Annotated in this window: 26 protein-coding genes and 4 pseudogenes; 12 read left to right on the top strand and 18 right to left on the bottom strand. The window is 46.3% G+C overall.

Features of this window, described 5'->3' with window-relative positions; all coding sequences use genetic code 11:
• Window positions 1-45 precede the first annotated feature (45 nt).
• A complete protein-coding gene (locus tag AACS80_RS09740) occupies window positions 46-897 on the top strand; it encodes an aldo/keto reductase (protein ID WP_135409557.1) in 852 nt (283 codons plus the stop codon).
• A gap of 26 nt (window positions 898-923) precedes the next feature.
• On the top strand, window positions 924-1913 hold the full coding sequence (locus tag AACS80_RS09735) for an aldo/keto reductase (protein WP_130218362.1): 990 nt from the start codon (window positions 924-926) through the stop codon (window positions 1911-1913).
• Here AACS80_RS09735 and AACS80_RS09730 read toward each other — a convergent pair.
• Window positions 1910-2382 (bottom strand): annotated as a pseudogene (locus tag AACS80_RS09730) (LysR substrate-binding domain-containing protein); the annotation flags it as partial. The gene AACS80_RS09735 and the pseudogene AACS80_RS09730 sit on opposite strands and share 4 nt — an antisense overlap.
• Before the next feature lie 206 nt (window positions 2383-2588).
• Between AACS80_RS09730 and AACS80_RS09725 the strand changes: the two are divergent.
• From AACS80_RS09725 to ykgR, 3 genes and pseudogenes are all read left to right on the top strand, one after another.
• Window positions 2589-2807: pseudogene (locus tag AACS80_RS09725) on the top strand (SDR family oxidoreductase); the annotation flags it as partial.
• Between the two features lie 133 nt (window positions 2808-2940).
• The gene (locus AACS80_RS09720; protein WP_130210792.1) at window positions 2941-3192 is read left to right on the top strand and encodes a DUF1471 domain-containing protein; all 252 of its coding nucleotides are present in this window, start codon (window positions 2941-2943) and stop codon (window positions 3190-3192) included.
• Window positions 3193-3521: 329 nt separating this feature from the next.
• Entirely contained in the window at window positions 3522-3623 is a 102-nt protein-coding gene (ykgR, locus tag AACS80_RS09715) for a small membrane protein YkgR (RefSeq protein ID WP_064530486.1), read from the top strand.
• A 110-nt stretch (window positions 3624-3733) separates the two neighbouring features.
• Here the strand turns inward: ykgR and AACS80_RS09710 are convergent, their stop codons facing one another.
• A complete protein-coding gene (locus AACS80_RS09710) occupies window positions 3734-3958 on the bottom strand; it encodes a hypothetical protein (protein ID WP_167852386.1) in 225 nt (74 codons plus the stop codon).
• 42 nt (window positions 3959-4000) lie between these two features.
• Between AACS80_RS09710 and rpmJ the strand changes: the two are divergent.
• Window positions 4001-4102 (top strand): annotated as a pseudogene (gene rpmJ / locus AACS80_RS09705) (50S ribosomal protein L36); the annotation flags it as partial.
• A gap of 113 nt (window positions 4103-4215) precedes the next feature.
• Here the strand turns inward: rpmJ and AACS80_RS09700 are convergent.
• From AACS80_RS09700 to AACS80_RS09690, 3 genes are all read right to left on the bottom strand, one after another.
• The gene (locus AACS80_RS09700; RefSeq protein ID WP_130218368.1) at window positions 4216-4905 is read right to left on the bottom strand and encodes a tetratricopeptide repeat protein; all 690 of its coding nucleotides are present in this window, start codon (window positions 4903-4905) and stop codon (window positions 4216-4218) included.
• Between the two features lie 59 nt (window positions 4906-4964).
• The gene (locus AACS80_RS09695) at window positions 4965-6260 is read right to left on the bottom strand and encodes a PHB depolymerase family esterase (protein WP_138183766.1); all 1296 of its coding nucleotides are present in this window, start codon (window positions 6258-6260) and stop codon (window positions 4965-4967) included.
• Between the two features lie 90 nt (window positions 6261-6350).
• Window positions 6351-6932: an O-methyltransferase gene (locus AACS80_RS09690; RefSeq protein ID WP_240725791.1), complete on the bottom strand. Its 582-nt coding sequence runs from the start codon at window positions 6930-6932 to the stop codon at window positions 6351-6353.
• Window positions 6933-7142: 210 nt separating this feature from the next.
• Between AACS80_RS09690 and AACS80_RS09685 the strand changes: the two genes are divergently transcribed.
• The gene (locus tag AACS80_RS09685; protein WP_135409554.1) at window positions 7143-7817 is read left to right on the top strand and encodes a TetR/AcrR family transcriptional regulator; all 675 of its coding nucleotides are present in this window, start codon (window positions 7143-7145) and stop codon (window positions 7815-7817) included.
• 116 nt (window positions 7818-7933) lie between these two features.
• A complete protein-coding gene (locus AACS80_RS09680) occupies window positions 7934-8272 on the top strand; it encodes a DUF1294 domain-containing protein (RefSeq protein WP_130210782.1) in 339 nt (112 codons plus the stop codon).
• Window positions 8273-8320: 48 nt separating this feature from the next.
• On the opposite strand, the pseudogene AACS80_RS09675 reads toward AACS80_RS09680, so the two are convergent.
• From AACS80_RS09675 to AACS80_RS09615, 13 genes and pseudogenes are all read right to left on the bottom strand, one after another.
• A pseudogene (locus AACS80_RS09675) lies at window positions 8321-8669 on the bottom strand (tyrosine-type recombinase/integrase); the annotation flags it as partial.
• Between the two features lie 237 nt (window positions 8670-8906).
• Window positions 8907-9275: a TA system toxin CbtA family protein gene (locus tag AACS80_RS09670; RefSeq protein ID WP_135409553.1), complete on the bottom strand. Its 369-nt coding sequence runs from the start codon at window positions 9273-9275 to the stop codon at window positions 8907-8909.
• 20 nt (window positions 9276-9295) lie between these two features.
• Entirely contained in the window at window positions 9296-9613 is a 318-nt protein-coding gene (locus tag AACS80_RS09665) for a type IV toxin-antitoxin system YeeU family antitoxin (protein ID WP_135409552.1), read from the bottom strand.
• A gap of 17 nt (window positions 9614-9630) precedes the next feature.
• A complete protein-coding gene (locus AACS80_RS09660; RefSeq protein ID WP_135409551.1) occupies window positions 9631-9852 on the bottom strand; it encodes a DUF987 domain-containing protein in 222 nt (73 codons plus the stop codon).
• An 8-nt stretch (window positions 9853-9860) separates the two neighbouring features.
• Entirely contained in the window at window positions 9861-10337 is a 477-nt protein-coding gene (locus AACS80_RS09655) for a JAB domain-containing protein (protein WP_088583106.1), read from the bottom strand.
• Between the two features lie 15 nt (window positions 10338-10352).
• Window positions 10353-10814 (bottom strand): antirestriction protein, encoded by a 462-nt coding sequence (locus AACS80_RS09650; RefSeq protein WP_135409550.1) that lies wholly within the window; start codon window positions 10812-10814, stop codon window positions 10353-10355.
• A 98-nt stretch (window positions 10815-10912) separates the two neighbouring features.
• Window positions 10913-11152: a DUF905 domain-containing protein gene (locus tag AACS80_RS09645; RefSeq protein WP_135409549.1), complete on the bottom strand. Its 240-nt coding sequence runs from the start codon at window positions 11150-11152 to the stop codon at window positions 10913-10915.
• A gap of 77 nt (window positions 11153-11229) precedes the next feature.
• Window positions 11230-11703: a hypothetical protein gene (locus tag AACS80_RS09640; RefSeq protein ID WP_135409548.1), complete on the bottom strand. Its 474-nt coding sequence runs from the start codon at window positions 11701-11703 to the stop codon at window positions 11230-11232.
• 21 nt (window positions 11704-11724) lie between these two features.
• A complete protein-coding gene (locus AACS80_RS09635; protein ID WP_135409547.1) occupies window positions 11725-12420 on the bottom strand; it encodes a hypothetical protein in 696 nt (231 codons plus the stop codon).
• A 182-nt stretch (window positions 12421-12602) separates the two neighbouring features.
• A complete protein-coding gene (locus tag AACS80_RS09630; RefSeq protein WP_135409546.1) occupies window positions 12603-13304 on the bottom strand; it encodes a WYL domain-containing protein in 702 nt (233 codons plus the stop codon).
• 216 nt (window positions 13305-13520) lie between these two features.
• On the bottom strand, window positions 13521-14342 hold the full coding sequence (locus AACS80_RS09625; RefSeq protein WP_135409545.1) for a DUF932 domain-containing protein: 822 nt from the start codon (window positions 14340-14342) through the stop codon (window positions 13521-13523).
• Window positions 14343-14435: 93 nt separating this feature from the next.
• Window positions 14436-15299 (bottom strand): GTPase family protein, encoded by an 864-nt coding sequence (locus AACS80_RS09620; protein WP_135409544.1) that lies wholly within the window; start codon window positions 15297-15299, stop codon window positions 14436-14438.
• Between the two features lie 101 nt (window positions 15300-15400).
• Window positions 15401-16543, bottom strand: coding sequence for a hypothetical protein (locus AACS80_RS09615; RefSeq protein WP_138183765.1), 1143 nt, complete (start codon window positions 16541-16543; stop codon window positions 15401-15403).
• A 563-nt stretch (window positions 16544-17106) separates the two neighbouring features.
• Between AACS80_RS09615 and AACS80_RS09610 the strand changes: the two genes are divergently transcribed.
• From AACS80_RS09610 to arsH, 4 genes are all read left to right on the top strand, one after another.
• Window positions 17107-17685 carry a YagK/YfjJ domain-containing protein gene (locus tag AACS80_RS09610; protein WP_135409542.1) on the top strand — a complete coding sequence of 193 codons (579 nt, stop codon included), beginning with the start codon at window positions 17107-17109 and terminating at the stop codon, window positions 17683-17685.
• Window positions 17686-17777: 92 nt separating this feature from the next.
• Window positions 17778-17984 (top strand): helix-turn-helix transcriptional regulator, encoded by a 207-nt coding sequence (locus AACS80_RS09605; protein WP_135409541.1) that lies wholly within the window; start codon window positions 17778-17780, stop codon window positions 17982-17984.
• 301 nt (window positions 17985-18285) lie between these two features.
• Window positions 18286-18609 carry an ArsR/SmtB family transcription factor gene (locus AACS80_RS09600; RefSeq protein WP_135409590.1) on the top strand — a complete coding sequence of 108 codons (324 nt, stop codon included), beginning with the start codon at window positions 18286-18288 and terminating at the stop codon, window positions 18607-18609.
• A 1-nt stretch (window position 18610) separates the two neighbouring features.
• Complete coding sequence (gene arsH, locus AACS80_RS09595; RefSeq protein WP_135409540.1) at window positions 18611-19324, top strand: arsenical resistance protein ArsH; 714 nt, start codon at window positions 18611-18613, stop codon at window positions 19322-19324.
• Window positions 19325-19327: the final 3 nt, after the last annotated feature.

Raw genomic sequence — 19327 nt, 5'->3', positions numbered from 1 at the left:
CCTTTACGTTATGCTTCTCATGAACGATAACGGAAGGATAACACCATGCAAAAAGTAAAACTGAACAACGGTATTGAAATGCCCCTGCTGGGCTTTGGTGTATTTCAGATGACCGATGCCGCCGAATGCGAAAGAGCGGTCATTGACGCTATTAACACCGGTTATCGACTGATTGACACCGCCGCCTCCTATCAAAATGAAACCCAGGTCGGGAACGCACTGAAACAAAGCGGTATCGCCCGTAACGAGCTCTTTGTCACCACCAAACTCTGGTTGCAGGATACCAGTTACGAAGGGGCCAAAGCCCAGTTCGAACGCTCTCTGAATCGACTGCAACTTGATTACGTTGACCTGTATTTGATTCACCAGCCATACGGTGATGTCCACGGTGCCTGGCGCGCCATGGAAGAACTGCAACAGGCAGGCAAGATCCGCGCTATTGGCGTCAGTAACTTCCATCCTGACCGACTGGCTGACCTTATCGCCTTTAATAAAGTCGTTCCGGCGGTAAACCAGATTGAAGTTAACCCCTTCAACCAGCAATTACAGGCCGTTCCGTGGATGCAAAGTCGTGGCATTCAGCCAGAAGCCTGGGCACCGTTTGCGGAAGGGAAAAATGGTCTGTTCCAGCATCCTGTTCTCACGGCAATCGGCGCGAAGTATGGCAAAAGCGTGGGCCAGGTTGTTCTGCGCTGGATCTACCAACGAGGCATTGTTTCACTGGCAAAATCAGTGCGAAAAGAACGCATGGAAGAGAACATCAACATTCTCGATTTTGAACTCAGCCCTGAAGATATGCTGCAAATTACCGCCCTGGATACCGCAACCAGCGCGTTCTTCTCTCACCGCGATCCCACAATGGTGGAATGGCTGACTGGCCGCAAACTTGATGTTTAAGCCGCGATAAAAGAGGTATTCATTCAATGCAAAAACGTTATCTGGGTAAATCCGGACTCGAAGTCTCCGCCCTTGGGCTCGGTTGCATGGGCTTAAGCCACGGCTACGGCCCGGCGACCGATACCCGTCAGGCTATCGAACTTATTCGTGCTGCGGTTGAACGTGGCGTCACCTTCTTCGATACCGCCGAAGTGTATGGTCCGTATCTGAATGAAGAAGTGGTCGGCGAAGCCTTAAAACCGTTTCGTGACCGTGTGGTGATTGCCACTAAATTCGGTTTTACCTTCGGCGATGATAATAAGCAGCAGATTTTAAACAGCCGCCCGGAGCATATCCGTGAAGCCGTTGAAGGCTCATTACGCCGTCTTAAGACTGATGTCATTGACCTTCTGTATCAACACCGTGTTGATCCGGATGTTCCTATTGAAGATGTTGCAGGAACGGTGAAAGACCTAATTGCAGAAGGTAAGGTCAAACATTTCGGCCTGTCTGAAGCGGGAGCACAAACCATTCGTCGTGCACATGCGGTACAACCTGTCACCGCCCTGCAAAGCGAATATTCCATGTGGTGGCGTGAGCCTGAACAGGAAATTCTGCCGTTGCTGGAGGAACTGGGGATTGGTTTTGTACCCTTCAGCCCACTAGGTAAAGGTTTCCTGACGGGGTCGATTAAGCCAGGAACCACTTTCGGCAAGGATGATTACCGTAGCACCGTACCGCGTTTCGCGGCACAAGCTATTGAAGCCAATGAAAAACTGGTCACCTTGTTAGGTGAACTGGCCGCGGAGAAAGGGGTAACATCTGCACAAATCGCACTGGCATGGCTGTTAGCACAAAAGCCATGGATTGTACCCATCCCTGGCACCACTAAACTACACCGGCTGGAAGAAAACCTGGGTGCTGTCGACATTGTTCTTTCGCGCAATGATACGCAGCAGATAACCGAGGCACTGGAAACAATTAAAATCGTCGGTGAACGTTACTCGCCTGAGCACCAGGCACGCGTAGGCCGTTAATGCCCAAACGGGTCCACAACAAAATGTGGACCCGTTACTCTGAATACGATCAACAGCGCAAAAGCTGGCGGATGCTGCTTGTGGCTGGGGTAGTAAAGGTAATATCCTGGAAAAGTTGGACACCACTCCTGCAACACCTGAATAAGCTTGCCTGACTTTACATACTTCTGAACCATGTCTTCAGAGAAAGCGATCCCAAAACCTGATAACGCGGCATCAATTCTTACTGGCAATGGGCTACACGTCAGTTGCCCCTCAACCTTGACGCGAGGTGGTTTCCCTTCTCGCTCGAACTCCCAGTGGTAAAGCCCACCGGCGGTTGGCAAACGCATATTGATGCAGCGATGATTTTGTAGCTCGTGAGGCGTTTCAGGTAAGGCGTTAGCGGCAAAATACTCCGGTGCCCCCCCACGGCCATCCGCATCTCTGGTCCAATCCGCACTGCAATCATATCCTTATCCACACTTTTCAAAGCGCACTCATGAAGGGCGTTCATAGATACAATTATTTTAGCTACATTACTGACAATTATGATAATTGATAATCTGTATGTATCGAAAATAAAGATTAATTATCATGAGGTTTACCATGAAAATACTCGTTGCAGGAGCAACAAGATGCATCGGTATTCATGTAGTAAATACCGCTATTGCAATGGGTCATCAGCCCGTAGCTCTGGTCAGTACCCTGAGCAACGACGCCGCTAAAAATAAAACATTCGAACTGGTCGCAGAACGAGGAGAAGCGCAGCAGGATCTGCCCCCTCTGTTTGCAAACCTGCAGAGTGATAATCCTCAAAAAAACGATGGGGTTTTCGATATAGACAATATGCCTCTGCGTGAAGAACCTGAATGTATTATTAATGACCTGAATCTGCACACCAAGGTTAACTAATTTTAAAATATGACAATTTTATCATATAGCGGTCAGTATTATGACAGCTTTAATCTGTACAATTATCAGGAAAGAGACGTTCTCTCCTATATTAATTCATTTTCAAACATATAACTTAGATTAGGTATTAGTTATGAAAACACTACTTGTTACTACATTAGTCATGGGCTTTATTTCGGTGAATGTTGCATTTGCAGCGCAAGAAATTAATCATACAGATGGCAAAGAAAAGATTGGTGTAATCTCAGCCAGCAATGCCTTGACGCTTGATGAGTTATCGAATGCGCTTTCTCGTAAGGCTGATGAGCAAGGAGCAACGTCGTTCAAAATCCTGTCTACCACGGGGAATAACAAACTGCACGGAGTTGCTGAAATCTATAAGTAAATAGTAAATGATGTGCCATGGACTGTTTATCATGAGCATCGGTTCCATGGCTTGTCCTTACGACGAAAATGCAGTCTCAGCAGATTGTAAACACGGTACATTTCTAAGTGTGAATAGCACAATTATGCGGGGATCATACAAGGAGAGCAGCGTAATCCTCAGGGCCAATCTCAGCGTAAACTATGGATCACTTGTGTGCGATTAGTAATAATTGATGTAATACATCTTTCCAAATTTGTGATACAGTTCAAAAAATTGATTGACCAAACTCGTTATCTATATAAGAGGCGCTTATGAGGTGCGCTCTTTTTTAAAGCGAGGAAATACCAATGAAAGAGAATAAGATACAAGAAATCAGTAATAAGCTGATTAATATTGTTGTTTTGGTTGCAGTTGTAGAATATGCTTATTTATTCCTCCATTACTATTAATTACATCTAAAAACAATTCCCTTAGGTGATATTTAAAATATGTATCCTCCACCTACTTTGTAAGAGTTATGCCAGTGGGGAAGGATATTCGTACGGTTTCGAAGGGAAGTTTAAAGAAACCGTATTTGTGCCGCACTAAAAGAGATTGCGCATTGAGTCAGCATTTTAGTTACCCAATGCGCATGTTGGTTCACCAAATTGTTACTTTGGCTGCGTGATAAATAATCAGCCGGTAAAGCAAGGCTCACCCACATTCTCAATGCGTTCATACCGATCAGCAGGTAGTGACATAAATCAGCATGAATAGTGCCGTCACCAACGATAGCCAACAACATCTCTCACTTCCGGCACGTTCAGTTAGCTGCGGGAATCCCACATATCCAGACTGTCAGATTGTGAAGCGAAAAGGACGGCTATATGTCATTTGCAAATCTAATCCCCGCTTTAAGGCTGTTCAGAGGCGCAAGAAAAAGCGTTAACTCTGAGTTTGAAGGTTCAACGACACCTGGCTGGCTGCATAATCATGCCTGATTAACGCTGGTGTATTCAGTACGCCAGCATTAACTTTCCTGCAAACGTATCTTCTTACTCATTAATGGCTTGCTACCTGCTGATGCTGTGTATGAGCCGCATCAACCGCTTTTTGATACCATTTTTTAGCCAGTTGTGGATTTTTCTCTACGCCCAATCCCAAAGAATAAATATCACCTAAAGCCACAAAACTGGGAGCAGTGATATGATCCATTCTGCTGATATGTTTAAGATAAAGGTTTATCGCTTTTTGATAATCGCGTTTTACGCCATTACCTTGTTCATAAAGTTTAGCCAGACGATACTGCGCCGTAATATCATTATTTTTATCGCCTTTCTTATAATATTTCGCCGCTTTATTATAATCCTGAGGAACGCCTAATCCTCTTTCATAAATAATCCCAAGATAACGTGCAGCTTTCATTTCTCCCGCCAGGTCAGCTTGCTCAAAAAGGCTTAAGGCTTTTGCATAATCATACGGTACGCCATATCCATTAAGATATAAAATCCCTAAATCCAGTTTCGCGCGGGGGTTTCCGCTGGCTGCTGATTTCGTCAACCATTTAAAAGACTCAGTATAATTCACCGTTTGATTGTAGTTTCCATTCAGGTATGCTTCCCCCAATCTGGCTTGCGCTTCTGCATCTCCCTGAGCAGAGCGCGTTATTATTTCATCAAAATTCATTTTTGGTGGAGTATCTGCATATACAGATGCAGAAAAAAATAGAATTACAAATAATAACGCCTTCATTCTGTCTCTCGGTAAAAATGACTGCCAACACGATACCTGATGACAGTCTGGCCTACACTTTATTGTTTGCGTTGGTTAAATAACCATTCACGAACTGGTTCTATACTGTAAGCAATACGCCATGTGTTACGATGCCCGCTGGCACCTTCTCGCGAAGAGTATTCATCAAATACACTGTCTTTTATAAAAACGGTATAACGGATATTACTTTGTTCTTCAAACAATGTGTCGGCAGCAAATCGATATTGTTCAGGGTCCCATTGACCATTCCATGCTGCACGAGAAACTTTTCCCCCAAACTGCTCAAGACGTTCAGTAATCGCGTTGAAGCTGGGAAAAGCCCCTGCATCATCTTCTGAGGCCATAAACCACAATTTGTTTTTAGCTATTGGAGCAACCTGTTCCGCATCCCATTTTCCTGCAACCAGGTAACTCGCTGTGAAAAAGTCAGGATATTTGATATTCATAGCGATGGCCAGCATACATCCCCCTGACTGACCAGTAACATAAATACGTTCAGGATCTATTTTATATTCTTTCATCAAAGACTGAACAAGATTTATTGTTGTATCAAGCAACGTAGATGTACGCCAGTCATCATCAGCAATGATTTCATTATACTGAGGAGCTAAAACATAGCAGGGACGTTTCAGTTGTTCTTCCGGTTCTGCCCAAATTACTGCGCCTAGCCCCTGAAACAGAGTCGTTGTTATTTGTGCACTGGTAGCCCCTGCATCATGCATAAAAAGAACCAATGGCAATACTTTATTTTGTTCTTCAGGAATAAAGAAATTATATTCTAGTATTTTTCCACTTTCATTTTCTTTATATTTACCTTGTCTAAAACTATCGACCACCAGATTTGAAACGGCGTTAGTTTCCAGCGTGGTATTTTGTGTAATCACAGTTGCAGATGCATCTTTATATCTAATAGTTTGGTTTAGTTTTTCTCCTGCAACCCAGGAGGGTTTACCTTGCCCTTTTTTGGGAACTGCTTTTTGTATTGTTGGGTCCGTTATAGTTTCTTGCCATTCATTTTGTGGTTTGCTGTGGTCCAGTTCAAGAATCGCGTACTTACCTGATTTTGCCTCAACCAAAGCTGTTGACTGACTGATAAACACTTTATTGATATGATAATTTTTTACGCTAAACTCTGTTGACGAAAGTTCTTCCTTATTTATAGGCTTTTCAAATTCTACAGCTATCGCAATAAGTCGAACTCCGTCACCAAAAACTTGTGTAATAGCTGTAGCCTTTATTGCCTTGTTGTTTGTGTTTGCGAATACAATGCGAGGCATTGAAACAACTAAAGCACCCGCAATACTTTTAATTAAAAACTCTCTGCGCGTCGGCATAAATGTCCTCTTTACTTTTGATAAAAATTAAATAAATATCAGCATGATACCAGGACTATATTTTTTCAACTTTATCATTCGTGCTTGTATTTAACTTATCTTCAGTGCTAACTCTGTACCTCGTTTTATCGGCAATGTTATAGAAATAAAACCATTCTGTGGATCACGAACATAAGATAAAAAATCCGGTTCTGCGTTATCATTTAATATATATCCTCCTACTCGTAACTGTGGCGCAACGATCTCAGTAACCTTACGAGCGAGGCTTGGGCCATCCGCAAGAGGGAAACCATCAATAAGAATAAAATCGACAGGACCACCGAGATCTTTCAGCGTTTCTCTCGCATCACCGATACGAATATCAACAAAAGACGTAAGACCTGCCTCTGCCAGATTTCGAGACGCGACTTCAGCCTTTTCCCGTACCATTTCAGAACCAATCACCAGTCCGCCACCATTATCTTTCATCGCAGCGGCAAAATAGAGCGCTGACATACCTACAGAAGTTGCAAAGTCCACAACGCGAGTGGCTTTCATTGCCCGGCACAGTAAGTAGATGAGTTCCCCCTGTTCTGGGGCTATGGAAAAGCCATAACTGGAAAATTTTTCAGGATCAAGTGCCGGAGCTTCGCGAAACAGTTCCTGCGGGGGATGTTTGCGTTCATTATTCATGCGTTCCAGAACACGTATAACCTGGGGATCACGAATGGGGCAGATACTATTATTTAATCGACTCATAAATAAGGACCTGTATTTTATGAAGTGATGTTACCTGGTTGTTTTCATACACCATGTTATGATCATTGCTTATGTTGTTGGTATAGTGATACCATTTTTGGTACTGGTCAAGTACCAAAAATGAATGCAGGAGTAAATATTTTGATGAACAAGAGCGAAGTGAGGACGCCGGTGCGACGGGGAAGACCTAAAAGTGCGGGGCTTGATGAGCGTAAGAAAGCGATAGTTATTGGCGCGTATAGTGCCTTCATTGAGCTTGGTTTTGCCCAAACCTCAACCACAGAAATTGCTCGTCGGGCAAAAGTATCAAAAAGAACAATTTATGAGGTATTCAGTAATAAGAAGGAAATTTTTTCAGAAGTAATTAAAGAATATAAAGCCCTGTTCCTCGATCTCCCAAGACCGGAAAACGAGAAGCTCCCCATTAATGAAACTCTGTTTCGTATATTCCGATTAGATATAAGTCAAGAAGAAGCTAAAGAGAGAGAAGCACTCTTAAAATTAATGACACGTGAATCAATTCTCTTTCCAGAGCTTTCAGACTATTTATATGCCACTAAAACGCTTCGCTCAAGAGAACTGTTAATCGAATGGCTGGATATTCAGCAAGCTCAAGGGCGTATTGCTGTTAAAAATACGGGTAATTGCGCTGGAATGCTAATGGATATTGTTTTTGGCGCATTGCTTCCTCGTCGATGGGTTTTGGATGTTAACGAAGATCAGACATTAACACCTGAAGGTCGTCAGCAACAACTTGAGGAAATAAAAGAGCGTATCGAAACTGTTATACAAGGGATTGAAGTGGTCAACAAAAACTAGCCACGATTATGCGGGATACTTACACAACATCATAATCCCCAAAATTGAGTCCATTCCGTTTAGGGAGATATACAAAAATGATAGCAAGCGCATGCCTGGTATGACTAAAATACGCCATGAATCTGAATCGTTTTTGCTATTTGCTCCTCCTTTTAACGGCTGCCAGCAGTGTGTTACTGGCGGAGCCGTTTGCTGCGTGGGTTACATGCGTAAACCTGCTCACCCTGGTAATTTATGGTACTGATAAGCTGGCTGCACGTAGAGGCTGGCGCAGAGTGCCAGAAGCAACTCTGCTGGTGTTTGGCTTTGTCGGAGGTTGGGTTGGTGCAATTATTGGTCAACAGGTCTTTCGACATAAAACACAGAAACAGCCATTCAGAACCTACTTCGCAATCAGCGTCGTATTGAACGTGATGATCCTGTCAGTTGTGATATATGAATTGTATCAACCATAAAACCCGGTATCCGCTCCGGGAGTTACAGGCAGTAGCTCCATGCTATTTCACCGGCGCTTTACTCATGCACTTATTTGGATCCTTACGACCAGGAAACACTAGAGGATAATTTCCTGTCATTATCTGAAGCGTTTTGAGTATTGTAATTGCCTGAATTGAAAGCGGAACAATATGTGGTCGCCTCATTTTCATCCGTTGCGCAGGGATCTCCCATATCGCTTTATCGAGGTTGAATTCGCTCCAGAGCGCCGCTCTCCACTCTCCGGTTCGAACACCTGTAATAATCAACAATCTCGCCCCCAAAACAACCAGCGGACTACCTGTGTAACCAGATAACGCATTAAAGAAAATACGGTTGATAATGGAAGATAAGGAACGGGCAGTGAGCTGTAGTATGTGCGGGGTCAATTGACTTAGATAGACTTGGGAAGAGTTTGAAATGTTGCGATAATAGGAACATAACACACCACATATATTCTTTGATAAATATAACTATTTTCTTGTTTCATCTTTATAAATGCCCCCTTTTGTGCCCCCACCTTGTTTTTCATGCGACTCGATGAGACTTTCATCGAGTCGTTAATCTCATCAAATTCTTCACGTATCGTGGAAACCTTCGCAGATCTCCATCCCCTCACAGCCGTGATCGGCTAAGAACAATATTACTTACCTCCCTGTAAGAACACCGGCTCATCAGCCCGCACGCTTTCCTGGCTTGAAGAATGTCTGTCGCAGTCAAATATGGTGCTTGTAACTGAGAGGTAAATCCATTGCGATCAATACGAACTAACTCATATTTCTCTACCAGAAAGTTAACGGCATTAGCCAGAGTGATACCGGCATCGATATGCTCCTTTATAACGATTTCATCGCTAAAAGGTGTGTCGCTTAGCATTAGGCCATAGTGCTGCTCAAGCAGACGAGTAAGTAACATTTTCCAGACTGCAACGGGCGACAGACAGGGCTTCGCCGCCCGCGAAATTGTAGCAGGTAGATTTTTCATGTTTGCTCTCGTGAAATTTGTTAGCGCTGAGTGGGATAAATGGCGATGTATATGTAGCCGCAACTACCAAGGGTATCGGCTTCGCAGGTGAAACCGTTGTGGTACAGGGTGACACAGTGGGCATGGAGGGGATTCATTTCACCAGTGGTCAGCATCGATTCCATCTGACTGATAAAATGTGGAAATACGACATCCAACTTCAGGCTTTCGGCATCACTAAACTTACCGGTGATACTTGCTCGGTCAGCCAGATAGTGCAGCCGGTTGCCCTCCTGCACCAGACGTGCTCCCAGGCACGGCGTGATATCCCGCTGCAGGCCCCATGTGGGGTTGCTCATTTATAACCTCTTTATTGTCAGTTCAGGGTGATACTCATCAGACAGGTATAAGGTCCGCTGGTGTCCTGGCGGCGTTCGGCGTATACCGCCAGGACACCAGAAATATCCGGAACTTCCCTGCCGGTGTAATGACAGACGCTACCGTGCCACTGATATTTTCCGGTGCAGTAGCGAAAGATTCGGGACTCAGGATGCTGGCGGTATATCGTCATTGCCCGGCGTTTACTGATAATTTTCATGTAATACCTCACAGCAGACCGTGTTCTGCGAACGAATAGATTTGCCTGCCACCAACAATCAGATGGTCAGGGACACGGATATCCACCAGTTGAAGCACCTGCACCAGTCGCTGCGTGAGAGTTTTATCGGCCTGGCTGGGCGTCGTCTCGCCGGAAGGATGGTTATGCGCCAGTATTACCGCTGCCGCATTGAAATACAGAGCTCGCTTGACCACCTCCCGGGGATGGACTTCAGTGCGGTTAATCGTGCCGGTAAAGAGCGTCTCATGGGCAATCAACTGATTCTGATTGTCCAGATACAGCACCCGGAACTCTTCCCGCTCAAGTGCGGCCATATGCAGCCGTAGCCATTCACGTACGGCGTGGGTGGAGGTGAAGGCTACCCCGGGCTCATGCAGGTGCCGGTCCAGAGCCCTGAGTGCCCGCTGGATGAGACGCCGGTCCTGTGGCGTTATCTCGCCGGGTAAAAAGGAAAGCTGTTTCATTCGTTGCTCCTCCGGTCAGTCAATGATACGCAAAATGGCGTGTGCTTCAGGATGCTGCAGGGCATAGTCCCGCAGGCGGTAATAGTGCGCGGTCATTGCGTCACACTCTGTACGGCAGGCATGGTGGCTGTATTCAATCAGGCAGACCGCGATACCTGCGGCTTCTGCACTCATTTGAGCACCATTACCGTTCATGCTGTTGAACAGACGCCATTTATCGTCACTGTCAGCATCAGGGGCCATAAACGCGCCGCCATTGCTGAGGGTGTAAAAGGACCAGATACCACCGCTGTAATCCGCACAGAAGCGGCCCATCCAGGCGAAAATGCGGGGTTCCAGCGTTATCCACTGCGGGATAGCGCCAAAGTGCGGAGGCCAGAAGCAGATACGCTGTTCGTCAGGTACCTGCATTACGGTCAGTTCAAAATCAGATTCGTTAGCAGCAGATGCGAGGTTGCTTTGTGTCGCTGTTGTCATGGGTATGTCTCCGTCAATAAAAAACGCCAGCGACGATGGCTGGCGTATGAGGTAATAAGGGAGGGGCCGGGATATGTGGCTGTCGGGAATGAGGTTTTTCAGTCGGTGAGTAACGACCTGCGGATGCCATAGCGCCGGATATATGGATTGAGTCCTGCACCGGCATCGGGTTCAAAGTTCCAGGCCCGCCAGACCATGCAGCCATCATCGTCGCACACAACCAGACGAAAATGCGTGTGATGGTCATCTCCGACGGTGACGTTGTGGTACCAACAGATAATGGCTTCGGCCTGCTGCCGGGTAAAAGAACCAGGTGGTAGTAACGGGGATTCAGGCATGATGAACACCTTAAAAAGTAAAAAGCCCTGTTACACATGGGCTACAGGGCTGGTCGAATGACTTATGTGAAAAGCCGTCAGGGTTGATCGAGACAATCCTGCCAGGTGATATCTTTCAGCGAATCATGCAAGCCACGGGCACTGAACGGTTTCGATTCCCCTGACTGAAAGGCGGTGAAAGCCAGTGTGTCTTTTGCTCCTGTGTGCTTCAGTGCTTCAAAAGCCACCTGAGCCGGAACAGCCTCACCCGGAAGCAGAGTTTCATTCTCAAGCGAGTATTTTTCATCGTTTATCAGAAGATACACTTCGCTCATTCCTTCATCAGAGGTGGCGCGGTAATCCTCCTTCGGGAGCTGCCAGGCCACAACCATCTTTTTATTGCTGCAACTGATGGTCAGCTTCTCTCCGGCCTGATTGTCGCTGCTGAGTGCAAACTCCATACCGCCCGTATTGCCGTACCATTCACCCCACTGTTGTTCGGTCACTGTTGCATGAGTGAAGGCAGGGGCCAGAAGAGACAGCAGGACAGGTAAACAGGGTTTAATTTTCATACTGTTATCCTTTTCAGTTAATTAGCGCTGATTCAGTTTTTCTTTATACGCGTCTATCTGTGCCTTTAGTTGTGCCAGCGCAGCTGGAGCAATATCGGCGTCAACACGGATAAAATCCTCCTGAATCACACTGAACTTCACCGGGAGCTTAAATTTGCTCGCACCTGGCCCGCGCAGAATGGCCGTTCCTGTTTGAGTGTTATCACTGACCGGCTGTGCATTCTCAATCATCAGGCACGACACATCTTCATGAATGGAATCCCATACTTTTTGACCAATGGCCCTGCAGGCGGCTGAGTGATATTGAGTAAGATTCAGATGTGCCTTTTTCGCTTTGTCGAACCCGCTCTCTTTCTGTGGGTGGGCTTTGTAATAATCGAGCTTTTTCTGTAACTGCTCTTCCCGGCGCTTTTGCGCCTGCTGCTGATTGAGCTTATCAATCTCATCCGTGTCCGGACGTGCCGTAATGACACCGTCACTGAGGGTCATACGGACCGGGTAGATGTTGCCGTTACTCAGGTTAGCAACCACCAGATAACGGCCTTCAGATAAGGTTCTGGTGATATCTACTGAAACACAGGACTCCCGCGAATTGAGGTTCTCAAGCATATCGTTTACCGCCAGACAGCCTGATGCTTTGACCGTACTCTCCGGTGATGCAGCAAAGCTGGAGCCCGCAATCATTGCCAGCAGAGGTAATAATTTAATCAGTTTCATTTTTTTCCTTACTGAAATTAGATGAATAGTTTTTGTGAATACATAAATGCCCCGGATAATACCTACCGGTACATCAGTGGGCAGTGTCAGGGCAAGGAGTCGGCTGAATACCCCGATTTTTGACGATACTGGCGATAACAGCATCGGGCTCCTCTTTGCTGCCAGGTGGATAAATAGCTGCGCTATTCCGGCCTGTTATCAGCCGGAACAAACGCAAGCAGTGACTGCTGAATAAATCGAAAATGGGGTAAAGCCTGAATGAACACCGGGTCTTCAGCCAGACGGCATAAATTGTCGTTACGTCTGAAAGACTCCTGCAGGGGTTGAACCAGATGAATTTCATCCAAGGTGAACACGGCAATATGTCCGTTATGCTCGGCAATCAGATACCAGGTCTGCTGGTGGATGAGTAACCGGCACGGGGCCAGTCGCTCGCAGCGCTGCCCGTCAGCAAGCAGCGTGACTTTTCTGCGGTCAGTAATTGCCTGAACCAGTCGCCAGAATGACAGAGGCTCTGACGGTGAGAACGCCGGACTGGCAGGCGGTATAACGCAGGGTGCTTCATCACACATCAACAATGCATTCACCAGTCGGCGGTCAAAACCCGGAAAAAGCCCGGCCAGCCCGCTACGGTGGGCAAAGATAAGTACATCCGGCACCATCTGCATCTCACTGCCAGCAGTGCGCAGGCGGCAGTAGCCGGACTGATACTCAAGGTCCAGGTACATCAGACGCTCACGAAAATCCCTCCGCAGCGTGCGAATTGATACGCCAAACTCTGCCGCCAGCTTACGCACGCTCAGCGTCTCCCCGGCCACCAGACGGCTGATTATCAGCGACAGCCTGACTGCCAGCCGGTCATGGCGGCGTTCTGCCTGTGTCATGAGAGGTTCTCCGGGAAAGTTAACTGACTGAAAATGATGTGATTACTTTAAAGAGGGGCGCGGTCAGGGTATGGACACCGCAGTAACTTTTTTTCATTTCTGCAAATGTCAGTTGTGGCGGGGTTTACAGACCATTCCCGGGGGAGTGAGGACCGCCAGCACGTCGCAACTCGGACAGGTGATGTCCGATATTAACAATGTGGTAACATAAAGCGGCTACTGCAGCTGCGTGAGCAGCGTTTCCGCCATCACCCACAGTGCCCGGTTGAGCTTCACGTCCCCGTCAATGCCACGCACAGCACGGGTATGCGACCGTCCGCCTTTGGCATTACGGCCACTGAGGCCACCCTTAATCAGGTTCTCCTGCACACGCTGATAAGTGGTCCACAGGTCATTGCTCTCATCCTGCCAGCGGCGCGGGGAGAGTATCTGCGATTCAGTAACTGGCTGGTGATCCTCACCAAAGCGATACGTCAGTGCGGCTTTTGCCAGTGCCTGCTGCGCAGGTGGCGGTAACAGCAACGACTGCATGGCATCCCGCTTTTCTTCCACGCGGTCGAAAATCCCCAGCACCTCATAGGCCCCCTCAATCACCTGACTCACCACATCCCCTTTGTGGGGCACCCGCACCTCGCCAAACGATTCGCCGCAGACGAGGCCGTTCTGACACACGGCTCTGAATAATCCCGGCAACATCTGGTACGAGCTGGTGCCATCATGAGAGTTAAGAAGAATAATTTCCGGCACCTGTTTACCGGTGATCTGCCCCTCCCGACGCAGGCGCAGCATATGCTTCGTATGTTCACGACGACCCGGGTCCCGCACACGGGTCTGACAGGCAAAGAACGGCTGGAAACCCTCCTGCTGCAGGCTGTCTAGCAAAGAGATGGTGGGTATATATGTGTATCTTTCACTACGGGATTCATGTTTGTCCTCGCTGAATACGCTGGGTACCACGCGAAACAGCTCTTCACGGGTTAACGGACGGTCACGACGAATAATGTTTGCAGCGCCAAAGCGCGAAGCCAGACGGGTCATAAGCAGACTCCTCAACATGGGGAAAACAAATAAAAGAAAGCCCCGTCGCATGAAGGCGACAGGGCTCGGGAAACTACTGGCAGGATTAAATATTCAGAAGAAGAAGTTCCAGACGGTACGGGCAACCGACACCACTGTATCGCGCACCGCGCGTATGACTGCCCGCACCGGAGCTGGTATCAGCGGCAGCGCACTCACCGCATCCAGCGCCGCCCCGACGGTTTCACCAAAATCGTTACGCGCTTTTTCCTGGACTGCTGTTGTGCGAAAGGGAGTCTGCAGTTGCGCCACCACGGGACTACTGGCCTCTCGCGGTAGACACTTAATCATCCGCTCAGCCATCATCCGCAATCCCCACTTAGCCCGAACTGAAATGGCGCACACAGGATGTACAGGCCGGAACAGTTCATGCAGCAGGCAGATTTTGCGGCTGATATTCTGCTTTTGCTCCGTGGACAGTTGACGACTACCGCTGGTGGGTTCAGTCTTATCTGACTGGCTGATAACAAACAGCACCTTATGCCGGTAAGTCTCACCAATTACCTGATGATAAAAGTGTTCATCCACCGCCAGAGCACGGTCATCAGCCTTAATCAGCCACAGAACAAGGTCGAGTCGGGGTAGTTGTTCACGGTACAGCGCAGCATACTCGGCATCGCGGGCATTGCTTTCTCCCACGCCGGGCAAATCAACGATTGTCATCAGACGTTCACCGACCTGCAGACGAAAGCGCAGTGCCTCACGCGTACAGGCGACCACATCACTGACCAGCGATATCTCCCCAGCAAAGAGTGCATTGCAAAGACTGGATTTACCGGCTCCAGTTTTGCCCATAATCCCTATAACCGGCTCGTAATTTGTCAGGTTATTTATGTGTTGTAAAATACGTTCCGATACCCAATCAGGCAGAACTGACAGTGTTTGTTGAATTGCTTGAACATTATCTGAGTTATGCATAAAAGCATCTCCGGAGAAATAAAATAATTAGGCAGAACCTCGTGGCCCTGCCTTAACTGATTAGTCTTCATGGAGATGATATATATCTATAATATTTTTAATCACTCCTTTCCATCGGATGTCATTTTTCTCCATGCTTCATCAATAAAGGATTTAAGTAATACATTTGACTCAATGCCAGTGGCTTTATGCAAAGACATTAATTTCTTTTTAGATTGCGCTGTCAGTTTAATACCTGAACTGTCTTTGGATTTTTTATCCCGATGGCGTTTTTGTATCCAGGAATTGCGTGCTCGCACGAGAAACTCCTGCTTGCTCATCTCCCTTCCTGGCGTAAAATCACCATCCTTCACATTCATAATAACAGCCTGTTCTGCACTCCAGCCAGTCCAACAATCAAAGGTTGCAACAGCAAAGTCCTTCATTTGCCTGCTGGTGGCTGGCTGTACATCACAACCGACATAGCTCTTATACATATAATTCCATAACCAGTAGACATTTTCTTCTTCATCCAGATCAATCCATGAAAATGGTAAAGGGAATTCATTAAAGGTATTTACCCACGAATGATAGAGCTCATTAATGATACTAATTTTTCCATTTACATCGCAGCTGAAGCTATCAATTTCCTTCATCAGTGACAGCACATAACTTTCTTTTGAATCATATACAGGAGTAAGTCTTTCGAAATTAATACCGTTTGCGCTGTGGGATACAGTGATCACCTCATGTGTGCCCAACGCGCTGACATCATTCACGTTTGCCCTGTCATTGAGTTTAACGTTCTTTTCACCTGACGTTTTGATCGGATATTTCTTTAATGCTTCAAAGTCTACATCGCTTGAATACTGCCCCAATATTTCCTCAGTGAGGAATGAAGGTATTGCATTAGATGCTGCAGTGTTATTATTTGTTAAGTTAAGTTTTCTCAGTTCTAAACTAGGTTTGCTAAAAATCCAGAACCATGCAAAACAGGCAATGCGCCTGTTTGATTTCATCCAGTCAAAATGTTTTTCAGACACAATATGCATTGTGGCATACAGTTTCATCTCTCTTATAGTTTTTCTTTTCTGAGATGAATTATCAAAAAGCTGATCTAATTTCGAATGAATCAATTGTGCGTACTGCGCCGGTGAACAGAAGGAATTGACGGTTTTCATATCAACAGACACACCGAGATGCTCACTCAGATACCTCACATACTGATGATACTTCCTGCAACGCTCATACTCCATCAACGTCATTATGTTCCCCTGTCACGTCACTAGAAGGCTTAAAACTATCAAGAACCACTACATCAATCACACGATAAAATGTCAATTTATTACTAATAAATGGCAGCTAAAATCGTAATGTTTTAGTAATTATAAGTGATCAATATTTGTTCATGACTGATGGTTTCATAGGGTTCACCATGCTACAAAATCGAAATTTCTGCATTGCCAATAGTTAAGCTTACTAACTAAAGAAAATTTTTTATACAAGACAGAGCCTTCATCTGAGATCAAAGGTGACATTGTCATTAAGCAGGAGGGTTTTAGCGTAGAAGCACGAGCTATTAAGCAGGCGGTGCAAGAGTAGTTAATGCCTTACTTAACGGTCAGAAGACTGATAAGGGGGGACAATCTGCGGAGATAATCGAATTAAGGTTTTTTAATATTATCTATAGAAGTGTTAACATAGCCCTCCTTACCCCGCTTACTCCATTCCACACATATCCCGCTTGAATGAAACTCATCGCTGAAGAAACTAGCTTCTGATAAAAAACATGATACCCCTGTCTATTGAACACTACAGAGGATAAATCATGACAACTACCTACAATGCAAACCCTAACTACGAAATGCATCCACTAATTATCAGTGATATTAATGAGCATCTTGATGAGATGTTTAACCGTTACTCACGAATACTTGCTGTAAGAATTGATTTCGGCTGGAGAAAGAACAGTGTGCGATATCAAAAACAGAGTATCGATGTAATGGCAAAAGACATGCACCGCCTAATTAATGAGATTAAAGCTAACAAATCAATAACCGGCTATTACTGGGTTATCGAATGCTCATCTGATAAAGGGCTACATGTCCATGCAGTATTTTATCTGAACGGACAAAAACACAATAATCCTTACATGTTAGTTCGGATGATTGGAGATGAGTGGGCAGCATGTACCGATAATGAGGGATACTTCCATCATTGCAGAAATAAAAGAGAGTTTGTTGCCAGCGTTGAGCGTGTTGTCGATCATCGCAATCCTGAAGATATAAATAACCTGAGATATATTATTAGTTATCTGGCAAAAAACAGTCAAAAAGGTATAGGTGTGTATGTGGACAAGAACAACATACCTTTAAGAAGCAATCGTGGAAGACCGCGTCAGTGCTAATTTTTTACAGGACAACACGTTGATGTGGAGGAGCCGGTAGTAAAATAGTTTGCTACAGCTCCGGTTAATATAACTTACCGGAACACATCAATATGATAACTAAACCTGCTTTACTGGAAGATCAGTTTATTGACATGAAATTCATCACTCAACTTACTGGCCTGAGCGACAAATGGTTTTACAAGCTGATACAGGATGGGGCATTCCCTAAACCAATTAAGTTGGGCAGAGCCTCCCGTTGGTTAAAAAGTGATGTGGAACAATGGTTACATTTTCGTATTCACGAATCAAGAAAGTAAAACACATCAGTCCTGAATTACAAAATCGACATCATTATATTATACTTTCATCAATACTTAGGGCTTCAAGATCAATCATCTTCCATTTCACATTTACCAACCTCAGCCCTGCGTCAGGGAATTTAATTTTGTAGAAGAGTGAGGTGTTCTGTCAGCTCCCCCGAAACTGACAAACCGGATACCTGTCCCTAAAACATACTCTTTCCATCAAAACTTATGAGAGCCAGATAACTGGAATTTGGTGTTATCCATGGAATAAGCTATATTTCCACTAAACCGGAAATATGGAATTAATATGTTAATTGATCTCCTAAAAGCAGCAGACACCCTGAAAGAGCTGGGTCATCCCACGCGCCTTAGCGTTTACAGAGAGCTCGTTAAAGCCGGGCATGAGGGGCTACCTGTTGGCGAACTGCAGAAGCGGCTCGAAATCCCTGCGTCTACGTTGAGCCATCATCTTTCCTCGCTGATATCTGTCTCCCTGGTACACCAGGAGCGCCAGGGTAGAACGCTCTATTGCCATGCTCGATATGAGAACCTTGAGGCTCTCATTACCTTCCTGACAGAAGAATGCTGCTCAGGGACTGACGACTGCCTCACCCTGCCCCAGATGACGGAGAAGTAAAATGACAGGCGATCTGAAGAATGTTGATTCGGGTTTGTTTGACACCTCAATCACAGAGGCAAGATTCGGCGTTCCTGCCGTTCCCCATCCTCCTCGTATCCTGATGCTGTACGGATCTGTGCGCCAACGTTCCTACAGCCGACTGGCAACTGAGGAAGCTGCAAGGTTGCTGACTGCCATGGGCGCAGAGGTGCGGATCTTCAATCCTTCTGGCTTGCCTCTTCCTGATGATGCGCCTGACTCGCATCCTAAAGTAATGGAGCTGCGTGAGCTGGTTCGTTGGTCCGAAGGCATGGTGTGGTGCTCACCTGAACGCCATGGAGCGATGACCGGCATCATGAAGGCCCAGATTGACTGGATACCACTATCGGAAGGCGCTGTTCGCCCTTCTCAGGGTAAGACGCTGGCCGTTATGCAGGTCTGCGGTGGATCTCAGTCTTTCAACGCCGTAAACCAGATGCGCATTCTTGGCCGCTGGATGCGGATGATCACCATCCCGAATCAGTCCTCCGTGGCAAAAGCCTGGCAGGAGTTTGATGAAGATGGACGAATGAAACCGTCGTCTTATTACGACCGCATCGTGGATGTAATGGAAGAACTGGTGAAATTTACTCTGCTAACCCGAGGTAACTCAGCCTATCTCGTTGATCGCTACAGCGAACGAAAAGAGTCGGCAGAAGAGCTTTCCCGGCGGGTTAATCAGAGCAAAATTTGAGGG

Origin of the sequence: Escherichia sp. E4385 (genome assembly GCF_963883145.1) — a bacterium.
Lineage (GTDB): Bacteria > Pseudomonadota > Gammaproteobacteria > Enterobacterales > Enterobacteriaceae > Escherichia.
This window is presented reverse-complemented; position numbering and strand designations above follow the sequence as displayed.

Bases quoted from the DNA above. Each gene is read 5' to 3' on its own strand.
- AACS80_RS09740 (WP_135409557.1), top strand. From the start codon at position 46: ATGCAAAAAGTAAAACTGAACAACGGTATTGAAATGCCCCTGCTGGGC.
- AACS80_RS09735 (WP_130218362.1), top strand. From the start codon at position 924: ATGCAAAAACGTTATCTGGGTAAATCCGGACTCGAAGTCTCCGCCCTT.
- AACS80_RS09720 (WP_130210792.1), top strand. From the start codon at position 2,941: ATGAAAACACTACTTGTTACTACATTAGTCATGGGCTTTATTTCGGTG.
- ykgR (WP_064530486.1), top strand. From the start codon at position 3,522: ATGAAAGAGAATAAGATACAAGAAATCAGTAATAAGCTGATTAATATT.
- AACS80_RS09710 (WP_167852386.1), bottom strand. From the start codon at position 3,958: ATGTTGTTGGCTATCGTTGGTGACGGCACTATTCATGCTGATTTATGT.
- AACS80_RS09700 (WP_130218368.1), bottom strand. From the start codon at position 4,905: ATGAAGGCGTTATTATTTGTAATTCTATTTTTTTCTGCATCTGTATAT.
- AACS80_RS09695 (WP_138183766.1), bottom strand. From the start codon at position 6,260: ATGCCGACGCGCAGAGAGTTTTTAATTAAAAGTATTGCGGGTGCTTTA.
- AACS80_RS09690 (WP_240725791.1), bottom strand. From the start codon at position 6,932: ATGAATAATGAACGCAAACATCCCCCGCAGGAACTGTTTCGCGAAGCT.
- AACS80_RS09685 (WP_135409554.1), top strand. From the start codon at position 7,143: ATGAACAAGAGCGAAGTGAGGACGCCGGTGCGACGGGGAAGACCTAAA.
- AACS80_RS09680 (WP_130210782.1), top strand. From the start codon at position 7,934: ATGAATCTGAATCGTTTTTGCTATTTGCTCCTCCTTTTAACGGCTGCC.
- AACS80_RS09670 (WP_135409553.1), bottom strand. From the start codon at position 9,275: ATGAAAAATCTACCTGCTACAATTTCGCGGGCGGCGAAGCCCTGTCTG.
- AACS80_RS09665 (WP_135409552.1), bottom strand. From the start codon at position 9,613: ATGAGCAACCCCACATGGGGCCTGCAGCGGGATATCACGCCGTGCCTG.
- AACS80_RS09660 (WP_135409551.1), bottom strand. From the start codon at position 9,852: ATGAAAATTATCAGTAAACGCCGGGCAATGACGATATACCGCCAGCAT.
- AACS80_RS09655 (WP_088583106.1), bottom strand. From the start codon at position 10,337: ATGAAACAGCTTTCCTTTTTACCCGGCGAGATAACGCCACAGGACCGG.
- AACS80_RS09650 (WP_135409550.1), bottom strand. From the start codon at position 10,814: ATGACAACAGCGACACAAAGCAACCTCGCATCTGCTGCTAACGAATCT.
- AACS80_RS09645 (WP_135409549.1), bottom strand. From the start codon at position 11,152: ATGCCTGAATCCCCGTTACTACCACCTGGTTCTTTTACCCGGCAGCAG.
- AACS80_RS09640 (WP_135409548.1), bottom strand. From the start codon at position 11,703: ATGAAAATTAAACCCTGTTTACCTGTCCTGCTGTCTCTTCTGGCCCCT.
- AACS80_RS09635 (WP_135409547.1), bottom strand. From the start codon at position 12,420: ATGAAACTGATTAAATTATTACCTCTGCTGGCAATGATTGCGGGCTCC.
- AACS80_RS09630 (WP_135409546.1), bottom strand. From the start codon at position 13,304: ATGACACAGGCAGAACGCCGCCATGACCGGCTGGCAGTCAGGCTGTCG.
- AACS80_RS09625 (WP_135409545.1), bottom strand. From the start codon at position 14,342: ATGACCCGTCTGGCTTCGCGCTTTGGCGCTGCAAACATTATTCGTCGT.
- AACS80_RS09620 (WP_135409544.1), bottom strand. From the start codon at position 15,299: ATGCATAACTCAGATAATGTTCAAGCAATTCAACAAACACTGTCAGTT.
- AACS80_RS09615 (WP_138183765.1), bottom strand. From the start codon at position 16,543: ATGACGTTGATGGAGTATGAGCGTTGCAGGAAGTATCATCAGTATGTG.
- AACS80_RS09610 (WP_135409542.1), top strand. From the start codon at position 17,107: ATGACAACTACCTACAATGCAAACCCTAACTACGAAATGCATCCACTA.
- AACS80_RS09605 (WP_135409541.1), top strand. From the start codon at position 17,778: ATGATAACTAAACCTGCTTTACTGGAAGATCAGTTTATTGACATGAAA.
- arsH (WP_135409540.1), top strand. From the start codon at position 18,611: ATGACAGGCGATCTGAAGAATGTTGATTCGGGTTTGTTTGACACCTCA.